Here is a 14213-nt window from a genome sequence, read left to right as displayed (position 1 = left end):
TATTAGCTAAACCATCGTTAACCATTAGTTTAATTCATGTGAATAGTTAAGCCGAGGTTAGTGTTCCCTCTTACACTATGCGCAGTTATAACATCGTTACTGGAACCCCAGTAACCCTGTCAGGAGTGTGAAAGTGATTAGTATATTCGACATGTTCAAAGTGGGGATTGGTCCATCTTCTTCCCACACTGTAGGGCCGATGAAGGCCGGTAAACAGTTCGTCGATGATCTGGTCGAAAAAGGATTACTGGAAAGCGTTACCCGAGTCGCCGTAGACGTTTACGGTTCACTGTCATTAACGGGTAAAGGCCACCACACCGATATCGCCATTATTATGGGTCTGGCGGGCAATATGCCGGACACAGTTGATATTGATGCCATTCCGGCATTTATCCGCGACGTGGAAACGCGCGGTCGTCTGCTGCTGGCTAACAGTCAGCACGAAGTGGACTTCCCGCAGGATGACGGGATGCGTTTTCGTAGCGACAACCTGCCGCTGCATGAAAACGGTATGACCATCCACGCCTGGAGCGGCGAAAAAGAGATCTACAGTAAAACCTACTACTCCATCGGCGGCGGCTTTATCGTTGACGAAGAACACTTTGGCAAAGAGAGCGCGGGCGATGTGAATGTGCCCTATCCGTTTAAATCTGCCACCGAGATGTTGGCCTATTGCAAAGAGACCGGTCTCTCCCTCTCCGGCATGGTGATGCAGAACGAACTGGCGCTGCACAGCAAGAAAGAGATCGAAGACTATTTTGCTAACGTGTGGCAAACCATGCGCGCCTGTATTGACCGCGGGATGAACACCGAGGGGGTTCTGCCTGGGCCACTGCGTGTGCCACGTCGTGCCTCTGCGCTTCGCCGTATGCTGGTCACCACCGACAAATTCTCCAATGATCCAATGAATGTGGTTGACTGGGTGAACATGTTTGCGCTGGCGGTTAACGAAGAGAACGCAGCGGGTGGTCGCGTGGTGACGGCGCCAACCAACGGCGCGTGCGGTATCGTTCCGGCGGTACTGGCCTACTACGATCACTTTATTGAGCCCGTGACACCGGAGATCTATATCCGTTATTTCCTCGCGGCAGGCGCTATCGGCGCGCTGTACAAGATGAATGCCTCCATCTCCGGTGCCGAAGTAGGCTGTCAGGGTGAAGTGGGCGTGGCCTGCTCTATGGCGGCGGCCGGTCTGGCGGAACTGCTGGGCGCAAGCCCTGAGCAGGTGTGCGTGGCGGCGGAAATCGGCATGGAGCACAACCTCGGTCTGACCTGTGACCCGGTTGCCGGCCAGGTGCAGGTACCGTGCATTGAGCGTAACGCCATCGCCTCCGTCAAAGCGATCAACGCCTCACGTATGGCGATGCGCCGTACCAGCGAACCACGCGTGTCACTGGATAAGGTTATTGAAACCATGTACGAAACCGGCAAGGACATGAACGCGAAGTACCGTGAGACTTCGCGCGGCGGTCTGGCCATTAAGGTGCAGTGCGACTAAACCTTCCTTTTCGCCCATCTGCAACAGATGGGCGAATTTTCCCACCGCCTCTCGTCGCTTCACGTTTTCCCCACTACACTGTCACTGTTGCGTCTGGCTTTTCCGGCCGGTGCTTATCAGGCGACCGTTCATGCAAACTGCACAAACGATCATTAAAGACTATCGCCGAAAACGCGTTATCGTCTGTGTTACGGTTGCGCTCGTTACGCTCGTCCTGACGCTGGGCATTCGCTTTATTTCACAGCGCAACATTAATCAGGATCGGATCCACGACTTTACTCACCACACAGTGCGTGCGCTTGATAAGGTGCTTCTTGCGTTAGAAACCCAGCGTGAAACTCTACGTTTTCTGGTTGATATGCCCTGCGCTGAAGCGAATCCGATACTGCGAAAACAGGCGGCGATCCTCCAGACCGTGCGCTCCATCGCCCTCGTCAAAGACGGAATACTGTATTGCTCGAGCGTATTTGGCAGCCGAAATATGCCCGTCAGTGACATTGAGCCGATGCTTGCGTCCAGTGAACCCAGGCTGATCTTGTTGACCGATCGGTGGCTGTTAAAGGGCAGTCCGGTACTGATTCAGTGGTCACCCCTTGCGGGCGACGGCAGTGACGGGTTGATGGAGGTAGTGAATATCGATCTCATCACCAAAATGATTCTGGAGCCACAGCGGCCACAAATCACCGACGTGGTCCTGAGAGTAGGCGATAATTTTCTCCGCGACGGGCAGCAGGTGACGAATACGCCGACCTTCGATGAACACGCCTCCCTGCTGGAACAGTCTTCACAGCACTACCCTTTCAGCGTCACGGTCAGCGGCCCTGGGGCAGGCCAAATGGCATTGAAAAATCTGCCTACCCAGCTACCGCTGGCGTTGATGCTCAGTTTACTGATGGGCTATATCGCCTGGCTTGCCACGGCGCGACGCATAAGTTTCACCTGGGAAATTAATATGGGGATTGCTGCCCGGGAGTTTGAACTCTTCTGCCAGCCGCTGGTAAACGCCCGCACCCGGGAATGCGTTGGCGTCGAGATCCTCCTGCGCTGGAACAACCCGCGTCAGGGCTGGATTTCTCCCGATGTCTTTATCCCCCTGGCTGAAGAACATAGCCTGATTGTTCCGCTTACCCGCTACGTCATCAGCGAAACGGTGCGGCAGATAGGCTTTTTCCCGGCCTCACGGGATTTCCATATTGGCATCAACGTGGCCGCCAGCCATTTTCGCCGCGCTGCGCTGATCCGGGATCTTAACCGCATCTGGTTTAAGGCGAACCCTGTTCAAAAGTTGATTGTAGAGTTAACCGAACGCGATGCGTTGCTGGATGTGGATTACCGCATCGTGCGGGAGCTGCACCGCAAAGGGGTGAAGCTTGCGATTGATGATTTTGGTACGGGCAATAGTTCTCTTTCGTGGCTTGAAAAACTTCACCCGGACGTGCTGAAAATTGATAAATCCTTCACCACCGCGATCGGCACCGACGCCGTGAACTCAACGGTAACGGATATTATTATTGCGCTGGGCCAGCGGTTGAATATTGAACTGGTTGCAGAAGGGGTTGAAACCGAGGAGCAGTCACGCTATTTGCGCCGCCACAGCGTACATATTTTGCAGGGGTACTTGTATGCGCGGCCGATGCCGCTGCGGGAGTTTCCGAAATGGCTGGCGGAAAGTAACCCTCCGCCAGCCCGTCACAACGGACACATCGTGCCTTTATTGCCGTTACGCTAGATAGCGTTACTCTTCTTCGTCGTGTACAGAGTGCTCTTTAACAATACGAACCATATCAACGCGATAGTCGTTGGCTTCAACGATGGTAATTTGCAGCGGCGGCAGCTCAAGCACATCACCGATACGCGGGATCTGCCCGTTAACGGCAATCACCAGCCCCGCTACCGTGGCGATGTCTTCATCGTCATTGACCACGTTTTCGACGCCCAGCGTGTGCGAGAGCGCGTGCAGGTCGGTGGTGCCTTTCACCAGCCAGCCGTCACCGTCGGCAACGATTTCTGGCGTTTCATCCGCATCAGGGAATTCACCGGCAATGGCTTCCAGCACGTCCAGCGGCGTTACCAGACCTTGTACCACACCAAATTCGTTGGTGACGATAACAAAGCTCCCGCGAGCACGACGCAACACGCCCAGCAGGTTAATCGGATCCAGCGTCTCCGGCACCACGATGGCAGGCGACGCGGCCGCTACGGCCTCGACGTTGACGCCCTCTTCCAGCGCCACGAGCATCTCTTTCGCGCGCACCACACCGATGATCTCATCCAGCTCGCCCCGACAGACCGGGAACAGGCTGTGCGGCGAGGAGAGCAGCTGCTGGCGAATTTCGTCGACGCTCAGGTTGGCGTCCACCCAGCTGATTTCACCGCGCGGCGTCATAATGCCGCGCAGGGAGCGGGAGGCCAGCGAAAGCACGCCGTTGATCATGTAGCGTTCTTCTTCCACAAACGCGCCTTCCGGCACCGGAACCGGGTTACGGTTCTCGTTATCCGCCTGCACGTTCACCTGACGACGCCCGCCCATCAGGCGCAGGATCGCATCGGCGGTACGCGCGCGCAGCGGCTGATTCGACTGCTGCTTAATGAAGTTACGGCGCGCAATCTGGTTAAACAGCTCGATCAGAATCGAGAAGCCAATCGCGGCGTACAGGTAGCCTTTCGGTATATGGAAACCAAAACCTTCTGCCACCAGGCTCAGACCAATCATCAACAGGAAACTCAGACACAGCACGACGACCGTCGGATGTTGGTTGACGAAACGCGTCAGCGGTTTCGACGCCAGCAGCATTACCGCCATCGCAATCACAACAGCCGCCATCATCACCGGCAGATGGTTCACCATGCCAACCGCTGTAATCACCGCATCCAGTGAGAAGACCGCATCAAGCACCACAATCTGCAGGACCACCACCCAGAAGCTGGCATACCCCTTACCGTGGCCATCATCATGCTGCCGGTTCTCCAGCCGTTCATGCAGCTCTGTTGTAGCTTTGAACAGCAGGAAAAGCCCCCCCACCAGCATGATTAAATCACGGCCGGAGAAGGTGAAATCCATGACGGTGAACAGAGGCTTAGTCAGCGTAACCATCCACGAGATCACGGACAGCAGGCCCAGTCGCATGATCAGTGCCAGCGAGAGGCCGATCAGACGGGCTTTATCACGCTGTTTCGGCGGCAGCTTATCCGCAAGGATGGCAATAAACACCAGGTTATCAATACCGAGAACGATCTCCAGCACGACCAGCGTAAGCAAGCCTACCCAGATTGACGGGTCCATTAAGAATTCCATGACACGCTCCTGCTAAAGGAATGACAAAACGGTGCCCCGCTAATTTCGGGCATTTCAAAGGGAATGGGGGTCGATGCGTGGCGAAGGTCGCCGGTGAATAAGGCGCGGAATGGCCTGGAAGATGACTGACGTCGGTGACGGTCCATATAGTGGGCTGTAGCCCTATACTCCTGAATAATTAAACGGACGCTAAACATATCAGAGACAATGGGTTTTTAGCAAAGATTTACGTTCCTTTGCAAACTTCTGTAACACACGTGGTTTATCTTACAGAAAAATCTGTAAGGCGTAGCTAAATTACGGATCTTCATCACATAAATTATTTTTTCACTATCTAAAATAATTCGCGGAAGTCTTGGTTTTTTAGAACTCTAACCCTTATCTGAATCGATTCGGTTCGCCAATACGATTCTCAGTACGCCTGCCTGGCAGACGTATAAATGATAATAATAGGAGGTAGCAAGTGACCATTGCTATTGTCATAGGCACACATGGTTGGGCTGCGGAGCAGTTACTCAAAACGGCAGAAATGCTGTTGGGCGAGCAGGAAAACGTCGGCTGGATCGATTTCGTTCCCGGTGAAAACGCCGAGACGCTGATTGAAAAGTACACTGCTCAGCTTGAGAAGCTGGATATCAGCAAAGGCGTGCTGTTTCTCGTGGATACATGGGGCGGCAGCCCGTTCAACGCTGCCAGCCGCATTGTCGTCGATAAAGAGCATTATGAAGTCGTCGCCGGGGTAAATATCCCAATGTTGGTGGAAACCTTCATGGCGCGTGACGACAACCCAGGCTTTGACGAGCTGGTGGCGCTGGCGGTGGAAACCGGTCGCGAAGGCGTGAAGGCGCTGAAAGCACAGCCGGTTGAAAAACCTGCCCCTGCCCCTGCTGCACCAAAAGCCGCGGCACCGGCGAAGCCAATGGGTCCGAACGATTACATGGTTATCGGCCTTGCGCGTATTGATGACCGTCTGATCCACGGCCAGGTGGCGACGCGCTGGACCAAAGAGACCAACGTACAACGCATCATCGTGGTCAGTGACGAAGTGGCCGCCGACACTGTCCGTAAAACCCTTCTTACCCAGGTTGCACCGCCGGGCGTCACCGCGCACGTCGTGGATGTCGCCAAAATGATCCGCGTTTACAACAACCCGAAATATGCGGGCGAACGCGTGATGCTTCTGTTCACCAACCCGACAGACGTTGAACGCATTGTTGAAGGCGGCGTGAAAATCACCTCCGTTAACATTGGCGGTATGGCTTTCCGTCAGGGCAAAACGCAGGTCAACAACGCGATTTCAGTGGATGCGAAAGATATCGAGGCCTTCAACAAGCTGAATGCACGCGGTATCGAGCTGGAAGCCCGTAAGGTTTCCACGGATCAGAAACTGAAAATGATGGATTTGATCGGCAAAGTGGGGAAATAAGCCCGGGCCGGTTTTTCATATAGAGCTTATGTAATAGGAGAAGTGCAATGGAGATTACTACTCTTCAGATTGTGCTGGTGTTCATCGTCGCGTGTATTGCGGGTATGGAGTCCGTACTTGATGAATTTCAGTTCCACCGCCCTCTGGTGGCCTGTACGTTGATTGGCGCCGTTCTCGGTGACATGAAAACCGGTATCATCATCGGTGGTACCCTGGAAATGATCGCCCTCGGCTGGATGAACATCGGTGCGGCAGTTGCGCCAGATGCCGCGCTGGCGTCCATTATTTCGACCGTTCTGGTTATCGCCGGTCATCAGAGTATCGGTGCCGGTATCGCGCTGGCCATTCCACTGGCCGCGGCAGGCCAGGTGCTGACCATCATTGTTCGTACCATCACCGTTGCCTTCCAGCACGCGGCGGATAAGGCGGCCGATAACGGCAACCTGACAGCGCTCTCCTGGATCCACGTCTCGTCCCTGTTCCTGCAGGCGATGCGTATCGCTATTCCGGCCGTTATCGTGGCGATTTCCGTTGGGACCAGTGAAGTTCAAAGTATGCTGAACGCCATACCAGAAGTGGTCACCGGCGGTCTGAATATCGCGGGCGGTATGATTGTGGTCGTAGGTTACGCGATGGTCATCAACATGATGCGCGCAGGCTATCTGATGCCGTTCTTCTACCTTGGCTTCGTTACCGCTGCATTCACCAACTTCAACCTGGTTGCGCTGGGTGTGATTGGTGCGGTGATGGCGATTCTTTATATCCAGCTCAGCCCGAAATACAACCGTGTCGCGGGTGCCCCTGCGCAGGCTGCTGGTAACAACGATCTCGATAACGAACTGGACTAACAGGTGAGCGAAATGGTTGATATGACAAAAACTACCACTGAGAAAAAACTCACTCCGGGTGATATTCGTGGCGTGTTCATCCGTTCTAACCTGTTTCAGGGTTCATGGAACTTCGAACGTATGCAGGCGCTCGGCTTCTGCTTCTCCATGGTGCCGGCAATCAAACGCCTGTATCCGGAAAACAACGAAGCACGCCGTCAGGCAATTAAGCGTCACCTGGAATTCTTCAACACTCACCCTTACGTAGCGGCGCCTGTTCTGGGCGTAACGCTGGCGATGGAAGAGCAGCGTGCAAACGGGGCTGAGATCGACGATGGTGCTATCAACGGTATTAAAGTCGGTCTGATGGGGCCGCTGGCAGGCGTGGGCGACCCGATCTTCTGGGGTACCGTGCGTCCGGTCTTTGCGGCACTGGGCGCCGGGATCGCCATGAGCGGCAGTCTGCTTGGTCCCCTGCTGTTCTTTATCCTGTTCAACGCGGTGCGTCTGCTGACCCGCTACTACGGCGTGGCGTATGGTTACCGTAAAGGGGTGGATATCGTTAAGGATATGGGCGGCGGCTTCCTGCAAAAACTGACTGAGGGGGCGTCAATCCTCGGCCTGTTTGTAATGGGGGCTTTGGTAAACAAGTGGACGCACGTGAACATCCCGCTGGTGGTATCGACGATCACCGGTCAGGATGGTCAGACGCGCGTCACCACCGTGCAGACCATTCTGGACCAGCTGATGCCTGGCCTGGTACCGCTGCTGTTAACCTTCGCCTGTATGTGGCTGCTGCGTAAGAAAGTGAACCCGCTGTGGATCATCGTTGGCTTCTTCGTCATCGGTATCGCGGGCTACGCCGTCGGCCTGCTGGGTCTGTAATAAAATGCGTTACCGACCGGGGGCTTGCCCCCGGTCTTTTTATCTGGAGGATGAATGACTGTCACGGACACCGTACTGGTTTTATTTATTGTTGCCCTTCTGGCTTACGCGATCTATGACGAGTTCATTATGCCTCGCCACCACGGCGAGACGCTGCTGACCCTTCCCCTCTTACGCCGTGGGCGCATTGATGCGTTTATCTTCGCCGGTCTGGTAGTCATCCTGATTTACAATAATGTGACCAGCCACGGCGCAATATTAACCACATGGTTATTATGTGCGCTGGCATTAATGGCGATTTATCTGTTCTGGATCCGCTCGCCAAAACTCATTTTTAAAAAACACGGATTCTTCTTCGCCAATGTCTGGATAGAATATAACCGCATTAAAGAGATGAATTTATCCGAAGACGGAGTTCTGGTGATGCAATTAGAACAACGCCGCCTGCTCATTCGGGTCAAAAATATTGACGACCTGGAAAAAATCTACAAATTACTCCTTAAAACTCAATGAATTAATTTTATAGCATCGGCTATGTATTGTATTATTCTCATACCAGAAATATAGCCGATGCTATATCTCCCCTGCGAATTAACTTATATTTATTAACGATACTTTTACGCATAAACCTAAATGAAAATCGTTATCAACATAGTGGCTTTATAAAGCCATCTTCGTTGTTGTTTTATATTCTCAAAATATGTTAAGGTTGCGCCCGTCGTTGGGGAGTAGCCGATTTCCTGCCTGCGGGAAATGTACGTGTCAACATACTCGTTGCAAAACGTGGCGCGTACGGATCGTTTTCAGCACACTTACTGTGCCAAAAGCGATCAGGCGAGACCATAGATACATCAACTGCTGTTTACTGGGGGCAGTGATGTGTCATATGGATATCCCCGGTCTGGACGCACTTATGAACATCTCCGCTACGATCCTTCTGGCTTTTGGCATGTCCATGGACGCATTTGCCGCCTCTATCGGTAAAGGTGCCACTCTCCATAAACCTAAATTTTCCGAAGCCCTGCGCACCGGTCTCATCTTTGGCGCAATCGAAACGCTGACGCCGCTTATTGGCTGGGGTCTGGGGATGCTCGCCAGCCAGTTTGTGCTGGAGTGGAACCACTGGATCGCCTTCGTGCTGCTGGTGTTCCTCGGCGGACGCATGGTAATTGAAGGTTTTCGTGGCAACAGCGATGAAGATGATGCGCCGCTGCAACGCCACGGCTTCTGGCTTCTGGTGACAACCGCTATCGCAACCAGCCTGGACGCAATGGCCGTCGGTGTCGGTCTGGCGTTTTTGCAGGTCAATATTATCGCCACCGCGCTGGCGATTGGCTGCGCCACGCTGATTATGTCAACGCTGGGGATGATGGTGGGGCGGTTCATTGGCCCGCTGTTAGGCAAACGCGCCGAAATTCTGGGCGGTATCGTGTTGATCGGGATTGGTGCCCAAATACTCTGGGCACACTTCGCGGGTTAATCTTCGCGCTGCCAGCAATGGATGCTGAAATCCGTCTGGCAGCGAAATTCTGTCTGTGCTGCCAGCGTTTCCCACACCTCTGGTTTTGCCCGCCACGCAAACGGCGTCATTTGCAGTAACGCCACCGCTTCACTTCCCTGCAACGTCATCTCATACGCCACTGACTGCGCCTGCTTTAACGCGAAGCCCGCCAGCTGTTCAGAGTGCGGCGCATGCAGGTGAACTTCATCATAGATCAGCCCTTTTAGCTCCAGCAGATGACGCGGTCCCGGCGTAACGGTGATAACCCACCCGCCGGGCTTAACGACGCGCGCCAGCTCCTCTGCCTTGCACGGGGCATAGATACGCACCACGGCGTCCATACTCGCTTCCTCAAACGGCAGGCGGTGGCTGGAGGCCACGCAGAACGTTACCGCTGAGTAGCGTTTTGCTGCGGCACGGACAGCCACTTTCGACACGTCCAGCCCGTAAGTTTCGGCGCCCTTCCCAGCCGCGACGTCAGCAAACGTGGCGGTGTAGTAGCCCTCGCCGCAGCCGATATCCAGCATGGCGGATGCGCCTTCTGTCAGATATTGATGGAGTAAGTCGACAACGGTATCCCTGAGCGGTTGATAGTGCCCGGCGTCAAGAAACGCCCGGCGCGCCTGCATCATCTCCGCGCTGTCACCCGGATCCCGGGAGCGCTTGTGCTGTACCGGCAGAAGATTGACATAGCCCTCTTTAGCCCGGTCAAACTGATGTCCCAGTGGACAGATAAACGTTTTCTCCGCGCGCGTCAGCGGCGCGTGGCAAAGGGGACAACTGAAAGACATGACAGCTCCAGGGCGAAAACCAAAAGGCGAAGTGTACCGCTATTCGCCAGGGTTATAAACGGCTGGGTGACGCATCACGATCAGATGGTCAGAATCTGCCGGCAGCCCGTCTGGCTTCACGTTTTCCAGGCGCAAGACGTTACCCATAATTTCGCTGAACACGGGCGCGGAAACGGCCCCGCCGTAGTAGGCTCCGTTTTTCGGATCGTTGATCACCACCACCAGTGCAAAACGGGGATCGCTGGCGGGCGCAACGCCTGCTGTGTAGGCGACGTATTTATCCACATACTTACCGTGTTCATCGATTTTTTTGGCCGTCCCGGTTTTAATCGCCACACGATAGTTACGCACCGCCGCTTTGATCCCGCCACCGCCGGGTAACGCGACGCTCTCCATCATGTGTTCCACCTCGTGAACAATCTCCCCGGGCATCACCCGTTTGCCAATCACGGGGGGATCGATACGGGTGATGGACAGAGGCCGTTCAATGCCATAGCTACCGATGGTGGCATACACATGCGCCAGCTGGAGGGGAGTAACCATCAGGCCATACCCAAAGGCAAAGGTCGCCCTGTCTAACTGACTCCAGAATTTTCGCTGCGGCAGTAAACCTGAGCTTTCTCCCGTTAAGCCAAGCCCGGTACTCTCGCCAAAACCAAAGTTTTTATAGGTATCAAGTAACCGTTGCACGGGCATCGCGAGAGAAAGACGGGATACGCCCGTGTCGCTGGATTTTTGCAGGATCCCGGTCATGGTCAGCTCGGGGTAGTAACCCACATCGCGAATACGATGACCATCAATGGTGTAGGGATGCGTGTCTATCACGCTGTCAGGCTGCACCAGCCCCTGCTGTAGCGCCGTCATCAGCACCAGAGGCTTAACGGTCGAACCCGGTTCAAAGGTGTCGCTGATCGCGCGATTACGAAAGTCATCCAGTGTTGCCCCTTCCCGATTGTTGGGGTTGAAGTCAGGGAAGCTCGCCATCGCCAGAATTTCGCCCGTCTGGATATTAATCAGCACCGACGCGCCTGACTCGGCTTTATTCCACGCCACGGCATTGTCCAGCGCGTCTTCGGTGATAGTTTGCAGGCGTTCATCGATACTAAGCTGGATATTATGTGCCGGTACGGGCGCCACCTCCGTGAGGTTCTCAACCACATGCCCGTAGCGATCTTTCCTGACCAGCCGCACGCCTGCCTTCCCGGTGAGCTGCGTGTTAAAGCTTTTCTCGACGCCCTCAATACCCTGACCATCAATATTAGTGAAGCCAATCAGGTTTGCCGCCACGTGTCCGGCAGGATAAAAGCGACGGGACTCATCGCGTAGGTTGATACCGGGAAGACGCAGCTTATCAATCCACTTTGCCTGGGAGGGATCAACCTGACGAGCTAGATAAATGAATCGCCCGTGCGGATTGCTGTTTATTCGCGATGCGAGCGTGCTCAGAGAAAGGTGTAAAGCATTTGCCAGGGCCTGCCAGCGCGAATCAAAGCCGATCCCCCCTTTATCAAGCACAGTTTTAGGATCGGCCCAGACGGCCTGAACAGGTACGCTTACCGCAAGGGGACGCCCTTCACGGTCAACAATCATCCCACGCGGGGCGTCTATCGCCACTTCGCGCAGGGAACGCATATCCTCCTGCTTCACCAGATTATCCGGTTTGATAATTTGTAGCCATGCCACGCGGCCTAACAGAAAAGCAAGGCTACAAAAGATGGCGAGACACAGAAGTGCAAAACGTGCCGGTGTAAAGTTTCCGTTGGCCGTTATTGTCTTTTTTTTCACTTTAACCCCAGGGCTGTTAATCAACGCCCTGATTTAACGGGAAAAAGGGATAATAAGGCGGGAAAACAATGCTAATAATTTCGCGGGTTTGCAACAAGATAATAACAGAGGAGGAATACGTAACATTTTGAAAAATAAGTGAATAAAAAAGCCCCGCATCGGCGAGGCTTATGTCTGAGATCGAAGCGCTGAGCGCTTCAGTCAGCAGTGATTCGATCAGATAGCAGTTACGTTAACCGCAGCTGGGCCTTTCTGGCCGTCCTGAATTTCGAACTCAACGTTCTGGCCTTCAGCCAGAGTTTTGAAGCCGTTACCCTGGATTGCAGAGAAGTGTACGAACACGTCTTTGCTGCCGTCAGCAGGAGTAATGAAACCAAAACCTTTAGACTCGTTGAACCACTTAACTTGACCTTTAATCTTTGCCATTTGCAAAATTCCTTAGAGTGTTTTCTTAGCCCGCAGGCTTTAACATAGATAAAACTGAGACATTACTGCTTGAGGCACTAATATAAGGTTCGGCAGAGAAGCGGTATTCAACGACAACGTGTTTACTCAGGACTTCTTTACTGAAAATGCCACACATAAACAGAACTGTACCTCGTTTGACCCAAAACGTGTTATCACACACAACGTTTAATATGGCAAGCCATTTTTAAACGTGTCTCGATCCGCCGCACAAATTCAGGCGTTACTCCATAACAATCTGCACAGTTATGCGAATTGTCAAATGAAGCGCCACCTGACCTCACCGCCCACAGGGTGCGCTGACGCGCCCTGTAATCAAAGACTTTTTAAACATAGCTCAATCATTTCAAAGCGTCCATCCCAATCCCTGAATTTCTTTAAAGGAATGACTGAGTTAGAACATTTTGTGAAAAGTTATGCTGAAAACATCGCAATGCACCAGAGTGTGACAGTGAATAAACGATGTTAAATACATTTTGCTAACTGTATTAAAATCCACCATTTAATAAGCGTTATTCTGCACCAAAATAATGAAATTTTTATGACTCTGCCTCAAAACAAGGCAAGCAAAACGTTTCGATAAAAATAAAACACTTCGGGAAAGTTAAAGCTCACAATTTATTCAACGAAACGGTATGACTTGTATAAGGATAAATATTCGCCAGTTTTCAGTATACTGAAACAGTAGTTAACTGCTGCTTAATTATATGTTGGGATGTTATGGGTTACATTTGATAAGGGAGGAGATTTACGCCGTACGTCAGGCCACCTCCCCGTTCCGGGCAGACTATCGTTCGGCCACCAGGCGAATGAACTCTTCCTCGTCTTGTTTTTGAGCATCAGCTTCCTTCGGCACCGCTTTCTCCTCCGGCTCGTTGGCTTCGCACAGACGACGCAGCAACGCAGTCTGCCGTTTCTGCTGATCGAGCAATGCTTCCAGCAGCTCAATCTGCTCGTTTGTGCGGGAGCTGGCGCGATTAACGAAGAACCACAGCACCAGTCCAACAACCAGCACCACTAAAGACATTACCAGGGATGCAATGCTCAGCAGCCCCGAATTCATTAACTCACCCATTTCACCACCTCAGTAAAAACAGTCATTTTACCACTGCAGCCACGTAAGGACATCGCTCAGTGCAAAAATAGCCACTACCAGGGGATAAACTTATTGATTGAACAAATGCCGCTAAAGAACTGTACATCCTGATCGCACATCACATTGATAGTCTGCGTCCACAGCACCACGCATGCTATCAGCACTATAATCAGAATTACCCAGCGTATTTTTTTCACTCCACACTCCGTCTTATGACCTGATGTAGCCAGGTTATCACGGCTATCTTAAACAGGGGCTAACTGTACCTTCAACAGACGCTTTTCGGAATCGTGCACTTGTTTCACTGCGTAAACCCGTTACGCTTACTCCATGACAACAAAGAAAAAAGAGGCATCGATGCGTTTACTCGTTCGTACGATAATTGTACTGGCACTTGTGTGGATCGGCCTGCTGTTAAGTGGGTATGGCGTATTAATGGGAAGCAAAGAGAATGCCGCGGGTTTGGGTATTCAGTGTAAATATCTCACCGCCCAGGGGGTAAGCACGGCTCAGTACATCCATTCCGACAGCGGGATCATCGGGTTAACCAACTGTCCTGTGCTGCGTAAATCATCTGTTGTGGTGGATAACGGCTAATCAGAGCTAAATTTCGCTTACAAAAACGCCGCAAGAGTGCGGCGTTT

14 protein-coding genes and 1 pseudogene are annotated in these 14213 nt (G+C 52.9%); 8 read left to right on the top strand and 7 right to left on the bottom strand.

The annotated features are described in order from the left end of the window. The first annotated feature begins 133 nt into the window (after window positions 1–133). Window positions 134–1498, top strand: coding sequence for an L-serine ammonia-lyase (gene sdaA / locus INF86_RS02970; protein WP_193543213.1), 1365 nt, complete (start codon window positions 134–136; stop codon window positions 1496–1498). Window positions 1499–1628: 130 nt separating this feature from the next. Then, entirely contained in the window at window positions 1629–3227 is a 1599-nt protein-coding gene (locus INF86_RS02965; protein WP_193543212.1) for an EAL domain-containing protein, read from the top strand. Between the two features lie 6 nt (window positions 3228–3233). On the opposite strand, the gene yoaE is transcribed toward INF86_RS02965, so the two are convergent. Next, entirely contained in the window at window positions 3234–4793 is a 1560-nt protein-coding gene (gene yoaE / locus INF86_RS02960) for a CNNM family cation transport protein YoaE (RefSeq protein ID WP_023300354.1), read from the bottom strand. Between the two features lie 463 nt (window positions 4794–5256). Between yoaE and manX the strand changes: the two genes are divergently transcribed. The 5 genes from manX (at window position 5257) to mntP (ending at window position 9411) form a co-directional block, all read left to right on the top strand. Beyond that, window positions 5257–6219 carry a PTS mannose transporter subunit IIAB gene (gene manX / locus INF86_RS02955; protein WP_193543211.1) on the top strand — a complete coding sequence of 321 codons (963 nt, stop codon included), beginning with the start codon at window positions 5257–5259 and terminating at the stop codon, window positions 6217–6219. Between the two features lie 47 nt (window positions 6220–6266). Next, window positions 6267–7067, top strand: coding sequence for a PTS mannose transporter subunit IIC (manY, locus tag INF86_RS02950; protein WP_022648448.1), 801 nt, complete (start codon window positions 6267–6269; stop codon window positions 7065–7067). Window positions 7068–7079: 12 nt separating this feature from the next. Continuing rightward, window positions 7080–7931 (top strand): PTS mannose transporter subunit IID, encoded by an 852-nt coding sequence (locus INF86_RS02945; protein ID WP_006810994.1) that lies wholly within the window; start codon window positions 7080–7082, stop codon window positions 7929–7931. A gap of 54 nt (window positions 7932–7985) precedes the next feature. Next, window positions 7986–8444, top strand: coding sequence for a DUF986 family protein (locus INF86_RS02940; RefSeq protein WP_193543210.1), 459 nt, complete (start codon window positions 7986–7988; stop codon window positions 8442–8444). Between the two features lie 400 nt (window positions 8445–8844). Next, window positions 8845–9411, top strand: coding sequence for a manganese efflux pump MntP (mntP, locus tag INF86_RS02935; RefSeq protein WP_032622454.1), 567 nt, complete (start codon window positions 8845–8847; stop codon window positions 9409–9411). Here mntP and rlmA read toward each other — a convergent pair. The 6 genes and pseudogenes from rlmA to mgrB all read right to left on the bottom strand — a co-directional run bounded on the left by rlmA (window position 9408) and on the right by mgrB (window position 13766). After that, window positions 9408–10223: a 23S rRNA (guanine(745)-N(1))-methyltransferase gene (gene rlmA, locus INF86_RS02930; protein WP_193543209.1), complete on the bottom strand. Its 816-nt coding sequence runs from the start codon at window positions 10221–10223 to the stop codon at window positions 9408–9410. The genes mntP and rlmA overlap by 4 nt on opposite strands. Window positions 10224–10262: 39 nt before the next feature. After that, entirely contained in the window at window positions 10263–12008 is a 1746-nt protein-coding gene (gene ftsI / locus INF86_RS02925) for a peptidoglycan glycosyltransferase FtsI (RefSeq protein ID WP_023300357.1), read from the bottom strand. A 216-nt stretch (window positions 12009–12224) separates the two neighbouring features. Further along, a complete protein-coding gene (gene cspE / locus INF86_RS02920; RefSeq protein ID WP_001062678.1) occupies window positions 12225–12434 on the bottom strand; it encodes a transcription antiterminator/RNA stability regulator CspE in 210 nt (69 codons plus the stop codon). Window positions 12435–12446: 12 nt separating this feature from the next. Beyond that, a pseudogene (locus INF86_RS02915) lies at window positions 12447–12591 on the bottom strand (DUF2627 domain-containing protein). Between the two features lie 669 nt (window positions 12592–13260). Further along, on the bottom strand, window positions 13261–13548 hold the full coding sequence (locus INF86_RS02910; RefSeq protein WP_023300358.1) for a YebO family protein: 288 nt from the start codon (window positions 13546–13548) through the stop codon (window positions 13261–13263). 74 nt (window positions 13549–13622) lie between these two features. Then, a complete protein-coding gene (gene mgrB, locus INF86_RS02905; RefSeq protein ID WP_003859906.1) occupies window positions 13623–13766 on the bottom strand; it encodes a PhoP/PhoQ regulator MgrB in 144 nt (47 codons plus the stop codon). A 160-nt stretch (window positions 13767–13926) separates the two neighbouring features. On the opposite strand from mgrB, the gene INF86_RS02900 reads away from it, so the two are divergent. Beyond that, a complete protein-coding gene (locus INF86_RS02900; RefSeq protein ID WP_022648454.1) occupies window positions 13927–14166 on the top strand; it encodes a YobH family protein in 240 nt (79 codons plus the stop codon). Window positions 14167–14213 lie beyond the last annotated feature (47 nt).

The sequence above is a fragment of the Enterobacter cloacae complex sp. I1M genome, assembly GCF_014982425.1.
Taxonomy (GTDB): Bacteria; Pseudomonadota; Gammaproteobacteria; order Enterobacterales; family Enterobacteriaceae; genus Enterobacter; species Enterobacter intestinihominis.
This window is presented reverse-complemented; position numbering and strand designations above follow the sequence as displayed.